This window comes from Pseudomonas sp. SJZ074 (genome assembly GCF_007828215.1).
Classification (GTDB): domain Bacteria; phylum Pseudomonadota; class Gammaproteobacteria; order Pseudomonadales; family Pseudomonadaceae; genus Aquipseudomonas.
The window spans coordinates 209,482-230,449 of record NZ_VIUE01000002.1; the positions used below are offsets into that span (position 1 = coordinate 209,482).

The 20,968-nt window shown below is 61.8% G+C and carries 13 protein-coding genes; 11 read left to right on the plus strand and 2 right to left on the minus strand.

The features are described 5' to 3' along the window. Positions 1-200: 200 nt before the first annotated feature. The 4 genes from FBX99_RS03295 to FBX99_RS03310 all read left to right on the plus strand — a co-directional run bounded on the left by FBX99_RS03295 (position 201) and on the right by FBX99_RS03310 (position 7,667). The gene (locus tag FBX99_RS03295; RefSeq protein ID WP_144922082.1) at positions 201-1,688 is read left to right on the plus strand and encodes a hypothetical protein; all 1,488 of its coding nucleotides are present in this window, start codon (positions 201-203) and stop codon (positions 1,686-1,688) included. Between the two features lie 84 nt (positions 1,689-1,772). Beyond that, positions 1,773-3,170 (plus strand): PLP-dependent aminotransferase family protein, encoded by a 1,398-nt coding sequence (locus FBX99_RS03300; RefSeq protein ID WP_144922086.1) that lies wholly within the window; start codon positions 1,773-1,775, stop codon positions 3,168-3,170. A gap of 89 nt (positions 3,171-3,259) precedes the next feature. Continuing rightward, positions 3,260-4,906, plus strand: a complete 1,647-nt coding sequence (gene pgm / locus FBX99_RS03305) for a phosphoglucomutase (alpha-D-glucose-1,6-bisphosphate-dependent) (RefSeq protein ID WP_144922089.1) — start codon at positions 3,260-3,262, stop codon at positions 4,904-4,906. A 292-nt stretch (positions 4,907-5,198) separates the two neighbouring features. Then, positions 5,199-7,667 (plus strand): UvrD-helicase domain-containing protein, encoded by a 2,469-nt coding sequence (locus FBX99_RS03310; RefSeq protein ID WP_145130603.1) that lies wholly within the window; start codon positions 5,199-5,201, stop codon positions 7,665-7,667. A 187-nt stretch (positions 7,668-7,854) separates the two neighbouring features. Here FBX99_RS03310 and FBX99_RS03315 read toward each other — a convergent pair whose 3' ends face one another. Together FBX99_RS03315 and FBX99_RS03320 are read right to left on the minus strand one after the other, a co-directional pair. Beyond that, positions 7,855-8,133, minus strand: coding sequence for a DUF1652 domain-containing protein (locus FBX99_RS03315; RefSeq protein WP_003201764.1), 279 nt, complete (start codon positions 8,131-8,133; stop codon positions 7,855-7,857). A 192-nt stretch (positions 8,134-8,325) separates the two neighbouring features. Further along, complete coding sequence (locus FBX99_RS03320) at positions 8,326-9,780, minus strand: MFS transporter (protein ID WP_145130605.1); 1,455 nt, start codon at positions 9,778-9,780, stop codon at positions 8,326-8,328. Positions 9,781-9,907: 127 nt separating this feature from the next. On the opposite strand from FBX99_RS03320, the gene FBX99_RS03325 reads away from it, so the two are divergent. The 7 genes from FBX99_RS03325 (at position 9,908) to FBX99_RS03355 (ending at position 20,932) form a co-directional block, all read left to right on the plus strand. Then, positions 9,908-10,816, plus strand: a complete 909-nt coding sequence (locus FBX99_RS03325; RefSeq protein WP_144922102.1) for a LysR family transcriptional regulator — start codon at positions 9,908-9,910, stop codon at positions 10,814-10,816. Positions 10,817-11,146: 330 nt separating this feature from the next. Further along, positions 11,147-12,604: a serralysin family metalloprotease gene (locus FBX99_RS03330; RefSeq protein ID WP_144922107.1), complete on the plus strand. Its 1,458-nt coding sequence runs from the start codon at positions 11,147-11,149 to the stop codon at positions 12,602-12,604. Between the two features lie 123 nt (positions 12,605-12,727). Further along, positions 12,728-13,150, plus strand: a complete 423-nt coding sequence (locus FBX99_RS03335) for an AprI/Inh family metalloprotease inhibitor (protein WP_145130607.1) — start codon at positions 12,728-12,730, stop codon at positions 13,148-13,150. 152 nt (positions 13,151-13,302) lie between these two features. Continuing rightward, positions 13,303-15,078 (plus strand): type I secretion system permease/ATPase, encoded by a 1,776-nt coding sequence (locus tag FBX99_RS03340; protein WP_145130609.1) that lies wholly within the window; start codon positions 13,303-13,305, stop codon positions 15,076-15,078. Continuing rightward, a complete protein-coding gene (locus tag FBX99_RS03345; RefSeq protein ID WP_145130611.1) occupies positions 15,075-16,409 on the plus strand; it encodes an HlyD family type I secretion periplasmic adaptor subunit in 1,335 nt (444 codons plus the stop codon). Before FBX99_RS03340 ends, FBX99_RS03345 begins: the two co-directional genes overlap by 4 nt. A gap of 13 nt (positions 16,410-16,422) precedes the next feature. Beyond that, positions 16,423-17,760, plus strand: coding sequence for a TolC family outer membrane protein (locus FBX99_RS03350; RefSeq protein WP_145130613.1), 1,338 nt, complete (start codon positions 16,423-16,425; stop codon positions 17,758-17,760). Positions 17,761-17,839: 79 nt separating this feature from the next. Next, positions 17,840-20,932, plus strand: a complete 3,093-nt coding sequence (locus tag FBX99_RS03355; protein WP_144922122.1) for an autotransporter serine protease — start codon at positions 17,840-17,842, stop codon at positions 20,930-20,932. The last annotated feature ends 36 nt before the right edge of the window (positions 20,933-20,968 follow it).

Genomic DNA, 20,968 nt, shown 5'->3' on the forward strand with positions numbered 1-20,968 from the left:
CAATGATTTTGCGGCTTCCAGGCATCGACGAAAGGGGTGTGGGTCGATTCCCTGTGCATGTGTCAAATAATTACAACGAGCAAAGCTCGAGCGTATTGCTAATACTCTTCGCAGTAGTGAAATAAGAATTCCAGCCGAACACGTCGCGCGATCACGTGGGTGAGCGCGACACTGATATTTGAACTTTCAGGTAAATGGTTATGAGCGCAATTCATGAGCAGGCAATGATTCACGTGTATCAACAGATACTGCAACGGCTGTTGGGTTTTTATTCCCGCGCGGAGCGTACGGCGTTGCAGCTTTTGATCCAGCGTTTGATCGTCGCCGCTGGTGGCATTGAGCGGATCGGTGATTACCGCGTACTGACGGTCATGAACGGGAGTCGGGACAGTTTCTACGTGCTGACGGCCCTGAGGGCCGCGCAACTGAGCATCGCCGGCAGGAATCCCGTGACATTCGACCTGCGCGTCGCCACGCCGCGACTGAGTGAGACAACCCAGGCGACCCTGGAAAACATCCATCGTTGCTACAGCGCGCTGTTCGTCTACGACGACCCCCGGGTGGAGCTGCTGATGGCGGATGACCGCGAAGTGGTGCCGTTCAACCACCGGCAGCCATTGTCAGCGGCCGGGCATGAGTCCAACCGCATGGACATGCTGGTGCTGGGCCATCTTCGCTCGGTCGACAGCCCTTTGGAGGTCGGCGATGACGGCTACCTGGCCATGGCGGAGTTCTATCGTCACATGGCGCGTTGGGAGTCGGGAGTGGATTCCCTGGTCAGCAGTGATACGCCGCGCCAGCAGAGGCAGTTCATGGCGGGCCTGCGGCGTGCGACCCGCAAGATCGGCCTGGGTATCGAAACGACCACCACCTTCGACAATCTCTTTGCGCAGCTCGATACCCTGGGTGACGATCTCTATCGGCACTTCTATGGGCCGCAACGCCTCGGCACATGGAAGCCCGAGGGGCATTTCCAGGCATGCCGGCGAGTAGGGCACATCGGCATCGATGACCTGATCGTCGATCGCTGCGAAGAAATGAACTGGTTGCTGTTCAGTGAGTTCCTGCGCGTACGGACCGACGACCTTATTGCCTCGGCGCCGGAGAACGAATACCTCAGTCCGCTGCTGTCGGCTCATTTGCATGGCCTGCAGGCGGCTTGCCTGCAAGGGCGCAGCTACGAGGCGGGCTACGGGGACTATGTGCAGCGTGCCATCATGATCATGCACCGCAAACAACTGCCGGAACACGTTTGCGAGCGGGCCCGTGAGCTGTTCGGCCCGCCTTCGGCCATCGCGGAGCGCCGTGCCCAGGCCGCCGCCGAGGCGCAAACGAGCCTGGGGCTCAACGAGGCGCAACTGGTGTGCATGCTGTTTGCGCCCTTTGTCGAGAGGGGCGCGGGGCTGGAGCATTTCCTGCGTTGTTGCCACCCCGGCATGCTGGTGGCGATGCCGGACCTGCACAAGGCCATGCAGGGTGCGGCTGTCGCCGATCAGGTGGCACAATGGATGGTCGACGTCAGCGGCCTGTCGATCGATATGCTCGGTAGGCTCTATGGGGCGAGCGTTGCGCAGCCGGAATACGAAAATACCCCGGGAGTCGACTTGCAGCAGGCCGTCGACAGCACCGACGCAGAAGCGTCCGGGCACGGTAGCAATAACCTGCGCGAAGGCTCGAGCCGATATTGAGGGGGGCGGTTTGACGGTTTCACCCACCCTGTATCCGGCCGTTCCGCTGCGGCCGGTCGCGGCCTGTGCAACGGGGCTGAAGCCATGAAGGGCCCACGGGAAACGGATTTCGCCTATCAGGCTGTCTATCGCTACCTGACGGCCCTGATCAGCGAGTTGGGTAGCGAGGCCCGGGTTCGACTACCGTCGTTACGGCAACTGGCCGACCGGTTGAACGTGTCGATTTCTACTATTCAGTACGCCTATTCGCTGCTGGAAAAGGAAGGGCGGGTCTACTCGATTGCCAAGTCCGGCTATTACGCGCTGCCAGTACCCAGCGTGGTTGCCCTGGGCGGTGGTGACGACCTGCTCGAGACGCTCTACGTCAATGCCCGGCGTCCGGGAATGCTGGTGCTCAGCGCGGATGAGCCGGCGTCGATGCAGCCTCTGGACAGCCCGCTGTTGCTGCTCGAACGCGAGCTGCTGCGCCAGTATCCACGGGTTTCCCAGATGCCTTCGCAGCCCTGGGGCGAGCTGGAACTGCGCGCGGCCCTGGCGGCCCGTTACACCTCCTCACCGGCGCGCTGCTGGAAGGCCGATGACGTGTACATCGGTGCCGATCTGCGTGGCGTGCTGGAGATCCTGATCGCCGTGCTGGCGCTCAGGGGAGCCACGATATTGATCGAATCGCCTTGCGACTGGACGATCCTGCGCTTGCTGCAAGCGGCCGATGTCAAGGTGGTCGAGCTACCGTTGCTGGCGGACGGCGGCATCAGCCTCGAGCAACTGGAGCAACTTCTGCAACACGAATCCGTGCGCCTGGTGGTGCTGTCGTCGGTGTTGAGCATGCCGAGAGGGACGCTCATTCCCGAGGGCAACCGCCGCGCCGTGGCGGATCTGCTGGGGGCGCACGGCACCTGGGTGCTGGAGAACGACAGCTACACGGACCTGGTATTCGAAGCTGGAGTCGTGCCTTTTCGCGACCTGCTCGACCCGGACCGCCTGATCGTCTATTCCACTTTCGAGAAAACCATCGGCCCGGAAGCGCCCTATGGTTATGTGCTATCGCGTCAGTTGACCCTGCAGCTGCAGCGGCATTTCCTGCTACGGGCGTTTCGCCTGTCGCCCATTCGACAGAAGGCCATTGCCCGCTTGTACAGCAACGGTCGGATCGACCAGCATCTGCTGGTGTTGCGGCGGTTGCTGCGGGAAAGCGCGACTTCGACGACGCAATTGCTGCGGGAGCGGCTCGGGGAAAGCCTGCAATGGGTGGAAGCCCAGGGCGGCGCGACGATCTGGATTCGATCGTCACGCCGGGTGGACCTGCGACAGGTCTTCCAGCGCTTGCTGGCCCAGCGCATCGTCATCGCGCCTGGCGAACTGTTCAGTATCCAGGGGCTGTATACCCAGCATCTGCGCCTGACGCATGCCTTGAGCGGTGCATCCGACCTGGACATGGCGCTCTGGGCGCTGGCTGATGCGTTGAGGCTTGAGCAATCGTAAGAGGGCAATGGATCGAACCCATCGCGCCACGGTCGAACTGTCAGTAAACTGCATCCCATTTCCCAAGCCACTCCACCCAGAGGTTTTGCATGACAGTCAGTCCATTTGCGGGCAAGCCGGCACCGGCAGAGTTGTTGATCGATATCCCGCGACTGGTGACGGCCTATTACACCGGCCGGCCCGATGCCTCGGTTGCGACTCAGCGTGTGGCTTTCGGCACCTCCGGCCACCGTGGCAGCTCCTTCGATCTTGGGTTCAACGAATGGCACGTACTGGCTATCAGTCAGGCTATCTGCCTGTACCGTGAAGCCCACGGAATCGATGGACCTTTGTTCGTGGGTATCGACACCCATGCGCTCTCCACCCCGGCAGGGGCCAGTGCGTTGGAAGTGCTGGCCGCCAATGGCGTGACCGTGATGATCGCCGAAGGTGACGAGTACACCCCGACGCCGGCGGTTTCCCACGCGATCATCTGCTATAACCGCGGACGCACCACGGGCCTGGCGGATGGTATCGTCATCACGCCGTCCCATAACCCGCCGCAAAGTGGCGGCTATAAGTACAACCCTACCAACGGTGGTCCGGCCGACACCCATATCACCAAGTGGATCGAAGCCAAGGCCAACGAGCTGTTGGCCAACCAGCTGGCCGGCGTCAAGCGCATCAGCTACGAGCAGGCCCTGAAGGCCGAGACCACTCACCGTCACGACTACCTCAACACCTACGTGGCGGACCTGGTCAATGTCATCGATTTCGATGCCATCCGCGCCGCCGGGTTGCGTCTGGGCGTCGATCCGCTGGGCGGTGCAGGGGTGCGTTACTGGCCGGCCATCGCCGAACATTACCGCCTCGACCTGGACGTGGTGAATACCCAGGTGGATTCGACGTTCCGCTTCATGACGGTCGACTGGGACGGGCAGATCCGCATGGACCCTTCCTCCAGCCATGCCATGCAGGGGCTGATCGGCCTGAAGGAACGTTTCGACGTGGCTTTCGCCTGCGACCCGGATCATGACCGCCACGGCATCGTGACACCGTCTGGCGGCTTGCTGGCACCGAACAACTACCTGGCGGTGTCCATCGATTATCTGTTCCAGAACCGTCCGCAATGGCGCGCCGATGCCGGTGTCGGCAAGACGGTGGTGAGCAGCGGGCTGATCGACCGCGTGGCCAAGCGCCTGGGGCGTCGTCTTTATGAAGTGCCGGTCGGCTTCAAGTGGTTCGCCGATGGGTTGTTCGACGGTTCCCTGGGTTTTGGCGGTGAGGAAAGCGCCGGTGCTTCGTTCCTGCGCAAGGACGGCGGCGTATGGAGTACCGACAAGGACGGCCTGATCCCGGCGTTGCTGGCGGCTGAAATGACCGCCCGCAACGGTCGCGACCCAAGCCAGGCCTACCGCGCCTTGACGGAGGAATTGGGTGAGCCGTTCTCGATACGCGTCGATGCGAAGGCGACTCCGCAGCAGAAGGCGCTGCTGAGCAAGCTCTCACCGGATCAGGTCGCGTCTACCCAGTTGGCCGGTGAGGCGATCCAAAGCATCCTCAGCCACGCGCCAGGGAATGACCAGGCCATCGGCGGCCTGAAGGTAATGACCGAGAACGGCTGGTTCGCGGCGCGTCCATCGGGTACCGAGGACATCTACAAGATCTACGCCGAAAGCTTCATTGGCGACGAGCACCTCAAGCAATTGGTGAGCGAGGCGCAGACTCTGGTGGATGGTGCTATCAGCGGCAACTGATGCGTGTGTGGGAGTGAGCGTGCTGGGTCAGTTACCTCGATGGTGGATGTGCTGACGTCATTGCGAGCAGGCTCGCTCCCACAAGTTCTGCGGCATACATATAGAGGTCGGCCTGCCCCAATCCCATGTGGGAGCGAGCCTGCTCGCGATAGCGGCGGTTCGGACCAGTCATATCGATGCGACACCACTTTCACTTCATCGCCTAACCCTATGACTTACAAGCTTTTGGGTGGCGCTCTCCGGTAAATACAGACACCATAGGCCATGGTTCTGAACAGCGGAGTCCCAAAGCGTGCCGCAACACTCTCCCGATCTGCCTCCCGAATTGCTGCCCCTGGCGCAGATGCCGCTGCTCAAGCGCCTGGCTGCCCGTTTCTTTGGCCATGGCCTGACACGTCTGCGCGCCCAGCATCGGGCTTCCTGGCTGCATGGCCAGGCCGATGGTTTTCGCAGTGGCCATACCGCCGGTTTCGACTACGGGTTTAGAGAGGGTAAGGCCGAGGGCTTGGAAGAGGGGCGTCAGGTCTTGTTGATCCGCGACTTCCGCAGTACGGAACACCCGGCGCCCAAAGTGGATGACTTGTTGTTCGACGACTGGCGCCTGCCCCTGACCCCAGAACTCAAGAAGCGCGTAAAGGCCGATGTCGGCCGATTGCTGCCAGCCCATGCGCAGCCCAGTGCCGCGCAGTGGAAGATGATTTTCAGCGATACACCGTCTACCTCGGTGGTGGCGGGAGCGGGGGCAGGCAAGTCCACCACCCTGGTGTTGCGCATTGTGCTGTTGTCCCATTACCTGGGCTTCGAGCTGGACTCGATGACTGTGGTGACGTTCACCCGGGAGTCACGCAAGGACTTCATCCAGAAGCTGGTCGAGGTGTTTGCCTTGTGGAGCCGAGCGGTCAGCCTCAAGGAAGCGCGCGATCTGGTGCGAACCTTCCATTCGCGCATCTTGCCCATGGTGCGCAGCCTGCCGGGATTCGAAAGGCTCCAGGCTTTCGAAACCCTGAGCCATCGCACCGGGGCGGGTGATGATGATGCCGAAGGCAACCCCTTCGACTTGGGCATCAACGACGCTCAGCGCCAGCAGCTCAATGCCTGTTATCACCGTCTCTATCAACGCGACGAGCGCTTCCGGGAACTGATCAAGCCGTTGTCCCGACACGCTTTTCAGCTCAAGGAGCTGGAGCGTGACCACCCTGATGTGCAAAAGCGCGTGGCTGTGACCGAATTGGCCGCCCAGCGCGACGAAGAATTGTGCGATGCCATCGAGGATTTGTGGTTTCGCGCCGGCGCGTGGCCCATCAAGGGTGTCGAGCCCAAGCGTCAGACATTCGAGATCAACGGTTCGAAATTCCATTGTCATGGTTACATTCCATCCCTGGACGCCTGGGTGATGCTGGGGTTCGATTCCAGGGAAGATGCCCGGCTCAGTCGCCCAGGCGCGCGGTTGAGTCTGCGCGCAGAATGGGCGGTCAAGCGCACCCTGTTTCAAGCTTTCTGTCGCAAACCTTTGATATGGCTTGAAAACTATGAGTCTTCGAAGCGTCTTCTTGGCTCACTGGCTGGAGACGCCAGTGCGGGGCCCGGCTTTGATTACAAGGTCAAGGGAGAGCTGGGGTCGGCGCCATTGCTGGATTGTTTCGTCGCCGCTGCCGGTTTTATCGAGAACCTGGGCCTGGATGTCCCGGATGCCGTGGGGCGGATGTGCTTCGCGCAGGATGATCCCGATCGGTATTTCTTCGAGGCGTTGAGCCGCTATTGGCGGGCGTTTGAAGACCATCTGCTCGATCAGTCGCCTCCTGTCATGACCTACAACCGCATGTTTGCGCTGTTCAGCGAGCACTCTGCGGAAAACTTCAAGTTATTGGGCGATTCGCTGCTCAGGCCTATGTCACACCTGATGATCGACGAGTTCCAGGACGTTTCTCCGCAGATCGTCTCCTGGCTTCGCGCAAGCCTTCGAGAAGTTCGCCGCCGAGGTCCCGCCATGCATGTGGGGCGCGCAGCCCAACATTCTTCCTTGTTGTGTGTGGGCGACGATTGGCAATCGATCTATGGCTGGCGTGGCAGTTCGCCGAGCTATTTCATGGCGTTCAACCAGCAATTTCCGTCGCCGACAACGACTCGGGTGATGCTCACGGACAACTACCGCAGTCATCAGTACATCATCGATGCGGCCGAGCATATTGTCCGTTCGGCGGCTGCCATACCCGGTAAAAAAGCCAAGGCCAGCGGCAAATCCTCGTCGCTGAGTCCGGTCAACGTGCTGGATCGGGACGATGAGGGCCTGGCCCGACGGCTGGATGAGCATTACCGCAAGGGGGATTCGATATTGATGCTTTATCGAAGAATCAGTGATAAATCATTGATGGAAAAGCATATTAGTCCAATAGTTAATGTGGATTCTAGATTGCCTTATGAAGCGAGACGGCTGAGGCAGATGACCTATCACAGCGCCAAGGGGCTTCAGGCTGATGCGGTGTTCTTGTTGGGCGACTGCCAGCATCTGACCCGTTCCCCCTACAAAAATCAGGTCTATCAAATGGCCGGATTGGGCCAGGACGGCGACGCCGAGCCATACGACACGGCGCAAAGGGATGAGAGCCTGCGCCTCGCCTACGTAGGCATCACCCGTGCGGCGCAGTATTGCTACTGGTATGTCGATGAGCCGGATGGCCAGGCGGCCAATGGGCCCAGGGCCTCGGACCGTATCGATAAGGGCAAGCCGTTCTTCGTTGACCATCGCCGCGCCCGCGGTTGAGTGGGTTGGTCTGGTAGTTGCCTGGAAGATCGCCATCGCGAGCAGGCTCGCTCCCACAGGGTCCGGGGTAGCTTTTGTTCACCCACTCCCCTGTGAGAGCGAGCCTGCTCGCGATGGCGGCGGGACCGCTAGCCACATATTTCGAAACAGCACCCACAAAAAAGCCCACGACCGTGGGCTTTTTTACTCAGGAGGCGAATCGCCTCAAACCAACCGGTGGTACGAAGGCCTCCAGCTCGGCTTCCACCGCTTCGATTATTCGTTCAACGTCAGGAGCGTTCATCACGGTCGCGCAGGGGATGCCTGCAATCGCGATCATGGTTTCACCGCTGGCACGGTCGAACAGCCGGGCGACCATGCTGCCCGGTGCATCCATACTGGCCTCGAAGCCCATTGGATGGAAATGCCAGCGCATCAGCTGGCAAGCGTTGGGAAACGTAACCTTGCTGAACGATCCTTTATTCATCTGTTGCCCACCTTCTTCATCAAGCGCTTCCGTTTGCTTTTATCAGGAAGGAAGAGCCCTCATGGCCCTACCAGTGAAAACTAAAAATAGCACCTGATAATGAAAGTCATGTGGCTTTTTTCAGTCTGTTTTGCGATTGGTTCACTTTTTTTGATCTGGATCACGACTTAAAGGCCAAGGCTCAGAATGCCGTCACCCTTTTTCCGACGAAGGCTGCTGCTCCTCCAACGGCTCTGGGGCGCGGTATTGCAGGGCGATGAACAGGGCTACGACTACCATCGACAAAGCGGCGGCGAAGGTGAAATGCAGGCCGTTTGTGACCTCCCCAGGGCTGGCTGCGGAGACGCCGCTCGTCGGTAATGCCGACGCGAATATCGCACCGAGCACCGATGCACCGGTAAAGAACCCCAAGTTGCGCGAAAGATTGAGCAATCCGGCAATGACGCCGCGCTTTTGTGCAGCGATATCCGCCATCACGGCGGTGTTGTTGGCGGTCTGGAACAGTGCGTAGCCCAGCGTAGTGACCACGATGGCCATGATATAACCACCCATGCCCAACGCCGGTGACACCAGCGCCAGCGCTGAGCAGCCCAGTACCATGGTCGCCAACCCGGCAAGCCGCATGGGGCGCACGCCGAACCGGTCCACAAGGCGCCCGGCAGGCACACCGGCCAGTGCGGCAACGCAGGGGCCGACGGCCAGTACCAACCCCACCAGTGTGGTCGGCAGGCCAAGGCTTATGGACAAGTAGAAAGGCGCTACCAGCAGCGTCGCCATCATGACAGTGGCGACCAATGCACTTGTCGCCAATCCCGAAACCAGCAGCCGGTCGCGGAACAACGCCAGAGGGATCAGCGGCGACGTCACCCGGCGCTGGCTCAGGACAAACAGCGCGCCGCCAAGGATCGCCATCAGCAACAGGGCGATATTGATTCCGCCAAAATTGCCGCGGCCTAGGGTCATGGCCAGTGCATAGGCGCCCAGTGCCGTCGCCAGCAGTACCGTGCCGGTGATATCGAAGCTGGATGTTTCGGCATTTGTCTGCGGACGACGGATGGGCAGGGAGTGCCAGGCCAACAGCCACGTCAGCAGTCCGAGGGGGACGTTGACCAGGAAGATGGCATGCCAGCCGAAGACGCTGACCAGCGTACCGCCGAGCGAGGGCCCAAGGGCGGTGCCCACCGCTGATAGCGTGGCCAGCAAGCCCATGGCGCGACCGGTTCGGTCCTTGTCGACCGTTTCACCGACCAGGGCCAGTGTCAGGGCCATCATGACGGCCGCTCCCAAACCTTGAAGCGTCCGGCCTGCGATCAATAGCCCAAGAGAAGGGGCGAACCCACAGAGGACGGACGCCAGGGTGAACAGCAGAATCCCGGTCAGCAGCAGTTGCCGGCGTCCAACCAGATCCCCCAGGCGTCCGACGCTGACAATCAGCGTGGAGATCGCCAGCAGATAAGCCAGCACCACCCACTGGACCGCCTGGAAGGAGGCGTCGAACGCCTCGGCCAGGGCAGGCAGGCCGACGGTGGCAACGCTGGTGCCCAGCGAGGCGAGCAGGGTTGCCAGGGCAAGGCTGGTCAGCGCCCAGTGCGACGAGGGGGCCTGGGGAGCGCCGGTAATATCCGGCGGTGTATGGGCTGGTTTCATGCTGATCTCCGGAGCGGTTCACAAAAACGGACTGTCAGAACAGTACGCTCGGGCATAACATGGCGGAAGACGCAGCATTTGCACTTTATAGCTGCATATAACGCCACCTATTAGCCGAGTTCTGTCCATGTCCACTCCCGACCTCAATCTGTTGACCACCCTTGACGTGTTGCTGGCGGAAGGCAGTGTCGCTCGGGCGGCTCAGCGGCTACGCCTCAGTCCTTCGGCCATGAGCCGGGCGTTGGCGCGGTTGCGGGAAACCACCGGTGACCCGCTGTTGGTGCGGGCCGGCCGGGGGCTGGTAGCCACTCCCCGGGCCCTGGAACTACGCGAACAGGTCAGTCAACTGGTGCAGGACGCCCAGACGGTGCTGCGTCCGGTCCAGGCCCCGGACCTACGGCGCTTGAGCCGGACCTTCACGCTGCGTACCCGGGATGGGTTCGTTGAGAACTTCGGGATCGACCTGATTGCCCGCATCGGCGAAGAGGCCCCCGGTATCCGAATGCGCTTCGTGGACAAGGCTGACAAGAGCAGTACGGCACTGCGCGAGGGGACAGTGGACCTGGAAACCGCCGTCGTGGACAAGGACACTCGTCCAGAGCTGCGCACCCAGGCATTGTTCGTCGACCGTTTCATTGGGGTGGTACGCCAGGGGCACCCTCTGGCCCAGGCCGGCATGACTGCCGCTGCCTATGCGGCGGGCGGGCACATCGACGTCGCCTTGCGCGACCTCGACCACGGTCCCATCGACCGGGTATTGAGGTCATTGGGCCTGACACGCGAGATCCTCATCACCGTCCCGGGTTTTTCCACGGCACTGGGGCTGGCGCGGTCCAGTGACCTGATCGCCAGCGTGCCCGAACGTTATACCACTCGCTTGCGGGCCGGCTTGCACAGCTTTGCGCTGCCGTTCCCGGTGCCGGAGTTCACGATTGCCATGCTCTGGCATCCAAGAATGGACGCCGATCCGGTACACCGCTGGTTGCGTGGTTGTCTACGGGAGGTCTGCGGGCGTAAAACCGGGCAGAGCATATAGGCTACTAGTTCATATTAATTAATAGCATTTCACTGGCACTTAGTTGCTGAAAGTATCCTGATCGAGATAGAGCGATATTTAATATTTAAATAGAGTTTTGTCCGACAATTCTTGGTTGCTGGGCTGTGCTGCCTGTATTAACGGGACGAGCGCCTAGTGCTTCGCGTGTCGTCAGAGTTGTTGTTCATATGCGTCGAAAAAATTGCTAGACGTATGATTTCGAATTGTGTCAGTTTTCTTGCGTCCTCAATTGGGCGAGTGATAGGACGATCTCGCCAGAGATTGTCTGTCTGACAAAAACTGTTCCATTGCAAACAAGGAAGTGTGTTTATGTCGAAAGTCAAAACCAGCACTATCGATTCAGCCGAACAACTCCTCTGGGCAGCGCAATCATTGGCCGCGCCCAGTAATGCATTCAACCAGATCAATAGTTTCAGTCACCAATACGACCGTGGCGGCAATCTCACCGTCAATGGTAAACCCTCGTACTCGGTGGACGAGGCGGCTACTCAATTGCTGCGCGACGGCGCGGCGTATCAGGACAGGGACGGTAGCGGCAAGATCGAGCTGACCTATACCTTTCTCACCTCCGCGTCCTCCAGCACCATGAACAAGCACGGAATCAGCGGTTTCAGCCAGTTCAGTGCCCAGCAGAAGGGCCAGGCTGCGTTGGCCATGCAATCCTGGGCGGACGTGGCCAATGTCACCTTCACCGAGAAGAGCAGCGGTGGCGACGGGCACATGACCTTCGGCAACTACAGCGGCGGCCAGGACGGCGCAGCGGCGTTCGCCTACCTGCCGGGCACTGGCGCCGGCTATGACGGGACGTCCTGGTACCTTATCAACAGCAGCTACACCCAGAACAAGAACCCGGACCTGAATAACTATGGCCGGCAGACCCTGACCCACGAAATCGGCCACACCCTGGGCCTGGCGCACCCTGGCGACTACAACGCCGGCGAAGGCAGCCCGACCTACGATGACGCCACGTACGGCCAGGACACCCGTGGCTACAGCGTCATGAGCTACTGGAGCGAAAGCAATACCGACCAGAACTTCAGCAAGGGCGGGGTGGAAGCCTATTCCTCAGGTCCCTTGATGGATGACATCGCCGCGATCCAGAAGCTATACGGTGCCAACATGAGCACCCGTACCGGAGACACCACCTACGGTTTCAATTCCAACACCGGTCGCGACTTCCTCAGTGCGTCTTCCTCGTCGGACAAGGTGGTGTTCTCGGTGTGGGACGCGGGCGGTCGCGATACCCTGGACTTCTCCGGCTTCACCCAGAACCAGAAGATAAACCTCAATGACGCCTCGTTCTCAGACGTTGGCGGCATGGTGGGCAACGTGTCCATCGCCCAGGGCGCTACCATCGAAAATGCCATCGGCGGGTCAGGCAGCGATTTGCTGATCGGCAACGAAGTGGCCAACGAGCTCAAGGGCGGCGCCGGCAATGACATTCTCTGGGGCGGCGGCGGTGCGGACAAACTGTCGGGCGGTTCCGGGGCCGACACGTTCGTGTTCGCTGCGAGCTCCGACTCGCGGCCGGGTGCCACGGACCAGATCCTCGATTTCGTCAGTGGCCTGGACAAGATCGACCTGACCGGTATCACCAACGGCGCAGGCCTGCACTTCGTGAATGCGTTCACCGGTGCGGCGGGCGATGCGGTGTTGTCGACATCGGGTGGCAACAGCCTGTTGTCGGTGGACTTCTCCGGGCATGGCGTGGCCGATTTCCTGGTCAGTACCGTCGGCCAGGCTGCGGTTTCGGACATCGTGGCTTGATGTCCGCATGACGCAGGGTGGTGAGGGCAGGCTTGCCCCAGTAATGGGGCTGCGTTGCAGCCCAGCGGGAGCAAGCTCCCTCGCCACGATGCATTTCCAACTTTCATGAGCGAGTAGAAACCCATGCCCCGCAGTCTTCCGGCAGCCGCTTGGTTACTCGTTATGCTGATGTCGTTTTCTGGAGAAGTCGCCATGGCGCGCAGCCTGTTGTTAGCAGAACCCTCGCAGTTGGCCGGTCAGTGGCGTGCCGTTCTGGCAGGCCCCCAGGACGATGCACAAACCCAGGCCCTGCAAGACAAGCCGTCGAATACCTGCGTCATCGAGCTCAAGGCGGACCAGACGGTGGGAGGGCAAACCGAGTGCCTGGGTCACTGGCTTGGGGATGAGCCGCTGCACTGGTTTCCGGAGCCCGATGGTCTTTCGCTGCTTGGCAAGCAAGATGCCAGAGTTCATCTGGGGTTGCGCCAGGGCCAGCATTATCAAGTCAATTTGAAGTCAGGGTTGAGCGTTACGCTCGAGCGCGATATCCGAGAGAACGCGCGTTAACGTATTCGTACCGCCTGGACCTGTTTATCCGAATCCAAGCGCGCTTGTTCAATCAAGCGCGCACTTTGGTGTGTTCGGGTTCAACTTAATAATAGATTGGCAAGTTAGAGAGTTTGCCAACTCTGTGGCGAAGCCAAGAGCAGGGAAGAATAATGAAGAGGGCAAAGACGGTCGCCACTGTACCGCTGTTCAAGGCACTGGGCGATTATAAAAATATCCTGCTCAGTGTCGGTTGTTTTACCGCGCTGATTAATGTCCTGATGCTGGCGCCTTCCATCTACATGCTCCAGGTATATGACCGGGGCTTGTCATCGCAGAACGAAACCACCCTGGTGATGCTGTCGTTGATGGTGGTGGGATTCTTTGTCTTCATCGGGCTGTTGGAAATGGTGCGCAGCTTCATCGTCATCCGCATCGGCAGCCAATTGGAAAGGCGTTTCAACCTTCAGGTCTACAAGGCCGCGTTAGAGCGCAACCTGCTCCAGGGCGAAGGTAACGCCGGGCAGTCCCTGGGCGACTTGACCCATCTGCGCCAGTTCGTCACCGGCCCGGCGTTGTTCGCCTTCTTCGATGCCCCCTGGTTCCCGATCTATCTGCTGGTGATCTATCTGTTCAATGTCTGGCTGGGCGTGTTCGCCAGCGTCGGCACGCTGCTGCTTATCGGCCTGGCATGCCTGAACGAGGCCATGACCCGCAAACCGTTGGCACAGGCCAGCGGCTACTCGCAACAGTCCAGTCAGTTGGCCACCAGCCACCTGCACAACGCCGAATCGATCCAGGCCATGGGCATGCTCGATGCGTTGCGCAACCGTTGGTTTACCGTGCACTCGCGTTTTCTCGGCCTGCAGAACCAGGCCAGTGACACCGGCGCGGTCATCAGCGCCTTCAGCAAGGCCCTGCGCCTGTGCCTGCAATCGCTCGTGCTGGGTCTGGGGGCGCTGCTGGTGATCAAGGGCGACATGACCGCCGGGATGATGATTGCCGGCTCGATCCTGATGGGCCGGGTATTGAGTCCCATCGACCAATTGATTGCCGTGTGGAAGCAGTGGAGCGGCGCGAAGCTGGCCTACCGCCGTCTCGATGCCTTGTTGCAGGCCTATCCACCCCAGGACGATGCGATGCCGTTGCCACCGCCCAAGGGCCAGGTGAGCTTCGAGCAGGTCAGCGCCGGACCGCCGGGGCAGCGCCAGGCGACATTGCATCAAGTAAGTTTCATTCTCGCTGCCGGCGAGGTGCTTGGCGTCCTGGGGGCCTCGGGCTCCGGCAAGTCCACCCTGGCCCGTGTGCTGGTAGGTGTGTGGCCGATCCTCGGAGGTGCGGTACGGCTGGACGGGGCCGATATCCATCGTTGGAACCGTGATCTACTCGGCCCGTTTATCGGCTACCTGCCCCAGGACATCGAGCTGTTCAGCGGCAGCATCGCCGAGAACATCGCCCGCTTTCGCGAGGCCGACCCGCAGAAGGTCGTCGCTGCCGCGCAGCAGGCCGGGGTGCATGAGCTGATCCTGCGCATGCCTCAAGGCTACGACACGGTACTGGGGGAGGACGGTTGCGGCTTGTCCGGCGGGCAGAAACAACGGGTCGCCCTGGCCCGGGCCCTGTATGACCGGCCGAGCCTGGTGGTGCTCGATGAGCCCAACTCCAACCTGGACACCGTCGGCGAGGCGGCGCTGGCCAGCGCCATCGCGCAGATGAAAGCCCAGGGCACCAGCGTCGTGCTGGTGACACACCGCTCCTCGGCACTGGCCCAGGCCGACAAGTTGCTGGTGCTCAACGAAGGTCGGCTGCAAGCGTTCGGACCGAGCCAGCAAGTGCTGCGTGCGCTATCCGGCCAGTCGGAAACCCCGCGGGACAAACCCCAGCCGACGCCCAGCGGTTTGAGCATGAGCCGTCAGTACCAGGCCGCCGGCAAGCCCGGCAACGCATGAGCAAGGATCGCGACATGAACCAGGAACACACTCGACTCCCCGAGCGTCCCGAACGTGACGCCGGTTTCTTCATGCGCCTGGGCTGGGCCCTGGCGATCCTTGGCGCCGGCAGTTTCTTCACCTGGGCCAGCCTGGCCCCGTTGGACCAGGGCATTCCCGTGCAGGGCACGGTGGTGGTTTCCGGCAAGCGCAAGGCGGTGCAATCGATGAGCAGCGGCATGGTCAGTCGGATCCTGGTGCGCGAAGGTGAAGCGGTCAAGCAAGGCCAACCGTTGTTTCGCTTGGATCAGACCCAGGCCGCGGCGGATGTGCAATCGCTGCAAGCCCAGTATCGGATGGCCTGGGCCAGCCTGGCGCGCTGGCAAAGCGAGCGGGACAACCTGGCACAAGTGAGTTTTCCGAGCGTGTTGAGCCAGGACCCGGACCCTCGCCTGGCATTGGTGCTCGAAGGCCAGCGACAACTGTTCAGCAGCCGCCGCGAAGCCTTCGCCCGGGAACAGGCCGCATTGCGCGCCAGCATCGACGGCGCCACCGCGCAACTGGCGGGGATGCGCCGGGCCCGTGGCGACCTGACCGCCCAGGCCGAGTCCCTGCGCCTGCAACTGGGCAATCTGCAGCCCTTGGCGGATAACGGCTATATCCCGCGCAACCGCCTGCTGGATTATCAACGGCAACTGTCCCAGGTGCAGCAGGAACTGGCGCAGAACAGTGGCGAAAGCGGCCGGGTGGAGCAGGGGATCATCGAATCCCGGCTGAAGCTGCAGCAACACAGCGAGGAATATCAGAAGGAAGTCCGCAGCCAATTGGCCGAGGCCCAGCTCAAGAGCGAAACCCTGCAACAGCAGCTCACGTCGGCCGGCTTCGAGTTGCAACACAGCGAGATCCTCGCCACCGCCGATGGCATCGCCGTCAACCTCGGGGTGCACACCGAAGGTGCGGTGGTGCGCCAGGGCGACACCTTGCTGGAGATCGTGCCCCAAGGCACCCGGCTGGAGGTGGAAGGGCACCTGCCGGTGAACCTGATCGACAAGGTCGGTATCCATCTGCCCGTGGACATCCTGTTTACCGCCTTCAACCAGAGCCGCACGCCGAGGGTGGCGGGTGAGGTCAGCCTGGTGTCCGCCGACCAGATGATCGATGAAAAAACCGGCACGCCGTACTACGTGCTGCGCAGCAGCGTGGGCGAGGCAGCGCTGGAAAAACTCAATGGCCTGGTGATCAAGCCCGGGATGCCAGCGGAAATGTTCGTGCGCACCGGCGAGCGTTCACTGCTCAACTACCTGTTCAAACCGCTGCTCGACCGGGCCGGCTCTGCGTTGACCGAGGAATAAGGATGTCCGGTGTATGAAGTGTTTCTACGGGTTGGCACTGCTGGCCGCTTCTATTTGCAACAGTGCCTGGGCCATGGGGCCGTTCGAATTCTACGAACAGGCCCTGCGCAACGACCCGGTCTATCTCGGGGCAATCAAGGAGCGCGACGCGGGCCTGGAAAACCGCGCCATCGGCCGCGCCGGGTTGCTGCCGCACCTGGGGTACAGCTACAACAAGGGCCGCAACCAGTCCAAGGTCACCTACCTCAATGACCGTGGTGCCAGCCAGCACGACGACCGCAACTACAGCAGCTACGGCTCCAGCCTGACCCTGCAACAGCCGCTGCTGGATTACGAGGCATACGCGGCCTATCGCAAAGGCGTGGCGCAGGCGCTGTTCGCCGATGAAAACTTCCGCGGCAAGAGCCAGGAGTTGCTGGTGCGGGTACTGAGCCACTACACCCAGGCGCTGTTCGCCCAGGATCAGATAAACATTGCCCAGGCGAAGAAGAAGGCCTTCGAACAGCAGTTCCACCAGAACGAGCACCTGTTCCGCCAGGGCGAAGGTACCCGAACCGATATCCTCGAGGCCGAGTCACGCTACGAACTGGCCACCGCCGAAGAGATCGAAGCGCACAACGAACAGGACGCTTCCCTGCGGGAACTGGGTTCGCTGATCGGCGTGCCCACCCTGGCCATCGGCGACCTGGCCCCGTTGAACGAAGGCTTCCAGACCTTCGCCTTGCAGCCCGCCGGTTTCGATACCTGGCATGAACTGGCCGTGAGCAACAACCCCAACCTGGCCTCCCAGCGTCAGGCCGTGGACGTTGCGCGCTACGAGGTGGAGCGCAACCGCGCCGGGCACCTGCCCAAGGTCAGCGCCTACGCGACGATGCGCCAGAACGAGTCGGAAAGCGGCAACACCTACAACCAGCGCTACGACACCAACACCATTGGCCTTGAAGTCAGCGTGCCCTTGTATGCCGGTGGTGGCGTCTCGGCCTCGACCCGCCAGGCCAGCCGCACCATGGAACAGGCCGAATACGAGCTGGACGCCAAGACCCGGGAAACCCTGATCGAACTGCGCCGGCAGTTCAGCGCCTGCGTGTCGGGGGTGAACAAGCTGCGGGCCTACCAGAAAGCCCTGGTCTCCGCCGAAGCGCTAGTGGTGTCGACCCGGCAAAGCATTCTGGGTGGTGAGCGGGTCAACCTCGACGCACTCAACGCCGAGCAACAGCTCTACACCACCCGCCGCGACCTCGCCCAGGCCCGCTACGACTACCTCATGGCCTGGGTCAAATTGCATTACTACGCCGGCACGTTGGGGGAGCAGGACCTGGCGAAGGTAGATGAGGCCTTTGTAACCCGCTGATCCCCTCGCCACAGGAGGCCAGTGCAAGCCCCAAGGGACGGGAAAGCTACAGGACTTTTGCAACAACTAAGGATGGTTCATGAAAATCGATAACAACAAGCAACCCGGAAAAACGCGCAGCCTGTTTCTCCTAAAGACCTTGAATCACGCCGTGCTCTGCGCAGTGGCAACCCTGGGCACGGCCCAGGCGGCGCCTTATGTCGAGGGCGGCAGGGCTGGGGACCCGAATAGCTGGCGCAGCGCCGAATTCAACGCCGAATGGGGACTGGGCGCGATCAATGCACAGCAGGCTTACGCCGCCGGTTACACCGGCAAGGGCGTCAAACTGGGGATCTTCGACCAACCGGTCTATGCCGCGCATCCGGAGTTTTCCGGCACCAATAAAGTCGTGACCCTGGTCACCAGCGGCATCCGCGAATACACCGACCCATACATTCCGGTGAAGGCCGGTGACCCGTTTCGTTACGACGGCTCACCCACGGTGGGCTCCGACGGCAAGCTGGGCTCCCATGGCACCCACGTCGGCGGGATTGCCGCCGGCAGCCGTGACGGTAGTCCGATGCACGGCGTGGCGTTCGACGCGCAGATCATCAGCGCCGACAACGGCGACCCCGGCCCGGAGGACGGCATCATCCTCGGTAACGATGGCGCGGTGTACAAGGCCGGTTGGGACGCACTGATCGCCAGCGGCGCGCGGATCATCAACAACAGTTGGGGCATCGGCATCACCGACCGCTTCGATCAGGGCGGCCGGGATCCGGCCTTCCCGCACTTCACCGTGCAGGATGCGCAGTTGCAGTTCGACCAGATCCAGCCGTTGCTGGGCACCCGGCCGGGCGGCGCCTACGAAGGCGCCATCGCCGCCGCCCGCAGTGGAATCGTGACCATATTCGCCGCCGGCAACGACTACAACCTCAACAACCCCGATGCCATCGCAGGCCTGGCGTACTTCGTGCCGGACATCGCGCCGAACTGGCTCACGGTCGCCGCCTTGCAGGTGAACCCCGACACCAGTAGCCCCGATCCCTACACCATCAGCACGTTCTCGTCGCGCTGTGGCTATACCGCCAGTTTCTGCGTATCGGCGCCGGGCACCCGGGTTTACAGCGCCGTGATCGGCGGTACCGGCGCCGATGACCTGACGGTGGGTTATGGCAACAAGAGTGGTACCTCCATGGCGGCGCCCCATGTCGCCGGCAGTGTGGCGGTGTTGATGGAGCGCTTCCCCTACATGACCGGCGCCCAGGTCGCCAGCGTGCTGCGCACCACGGCCACCGACATGGGCACCCCTGGCGTCGATTCGCTGTACGGCTGGGGCATGATCAACCTGGGCAAGGCCATCGACGGTCCGTCGATGCTGGTGACCGAGCAGGACATTCCCGTGGAATTGCGCGTCGACGGCGCCTACGGTTCCGGGCAGTTCGTGGCGGACCTGCCGGGCGTCGGTGCGATCGTCGATGCCGGTAAACCCACGCAACGGGTGTGCAGCGGACTCCAGTGCGGGCTGGATGTGTGGCGCAACGACATAGCCGGTCACGGTGGTCTGACCAAGGAAGGCATCGGCACCTTGGTACTCACCGGTGACAATACCTACAGCGGGCCGACCCTGGTCAACGAGGGGCGCCTGGCAATCAACGGTTCACTGGCGTCGGCCGTGACCGTCAATGACGGCGGGGTAGTGGGCGGGAACGGACGCATCGCCAGCCTGATCGCCAACCAGGGCGGCAACGTGGCGCCGGGCAACTCCATCGGTACGTTGCAGGTGGCCGGGGACGTGACCTTTCAACCGGGTTCGGCCTACGCGGTGGAAGTATCGCCGACCGCCAGCGACCTGATCATTGCCGGCGGCAAGGCCACGGTCGACGGCGCGACAGTGGCCTTATCCCTGGAAAACAGCCCGACGCTGCTGGCCGCCAGCGGGGTGAACAACCTGCTGGGGCGCCAGCTCGACATCCTGCAGGCCGCCGGCGGTATCGAAGGGCGTTTTAGCGAGGTGCTGCCCAACTATGCGTTCCTCGGCGGTAACCTGGCGTACTCCGCCAGCGGCGTTCAACTCACGGTGGCGCGCAACGCGGCATCGTTCAGCAGCCTCGGCCTGACCCCCAACCAGCGTTCCGTAGCGTCCGCGGCCGAGCAATTAGGCGCCGGCAACGCCCTCTACGAAACCTTATTGCTGTCGTCCAGCACCGCCGTGGCGCAACAGGCATTCCAGCAATTGTCCGGCGAGATCCATCCAGCCGTCGGCACCTTGTTGATCAACCACAGCCGTTACCTGCGAGATGCCGTGGGTGACCGCCTGCGCCAGGACGCGCTGTACGATGCCAATACGCCAACCGACGCTGACAGCAACCTCTGGGTCAAGGCGCTCGGCGCCTGGGGCAAAAGCGACGGTGGGCATGACAATGCCAACTCCAACAGCTCCATCGGCGGGCTGCTGATCGGTGGCGACGGCTTGATCAGCGAAGGGACACGGCTGGGCTTCGTCACTGGATACAGCGACAGTTCATTGAGCATGGGCGATGGCACGCATTCGTCGGCCGAGGTCGACAGTTATCACCTGGGGGCCTACCTGGGGCATGAGATCGACGCGCTGCGCCTGAGCGTCGGTGGCGCCTACAGCTGGCATCGCATCGACGTCAAACGTGAGTTGCAGTGGGCCGAGGTCAGTGGCCGGGAGAAAACCAAGCGTGATGCCCGCACCGGCCAGGTCTTCACTGAAGCGGCCTATCGCCTCGACTTGCAACCCATGGTCCTGGAGCCGTTCGCCAACCTGGCCTATGTGCACCTGGACAGCGACAGCTTCCATGAGAAAGGCGACAGCGCAGCCCTGCACGGTGGCGATGACCGTCGCGATGCGCTGCTGTCGACGCTGGGCGTGCGGGCCAGCCACAGCCTGGCGCTGTCGCGGACCCAGCAACTGCAACTCTCCGGCTCCCTGGGCTGGCAGCACAACTTGAGCAACACCCGTTCCGAACAGGACCTGGCGTTTGCCGGCAGCACAGACACCTTCGCGGTGCAGAGCGTGTCCATGGACCGCAACGCCGCGGTGATCGGCGCTCGGGCAGGGCTCGCGGTGGCCAGGGATGTGCGCGTCAACCTGGACTACAACGGCGTGCTCGGTGCCCGGGATAAAAGCCATGGCGTCGGGCTGACCCTGGATTGGCAGTTCTGAGCCGAGGAGAAACGGCCGGCTGGCCCCTTCACTTTG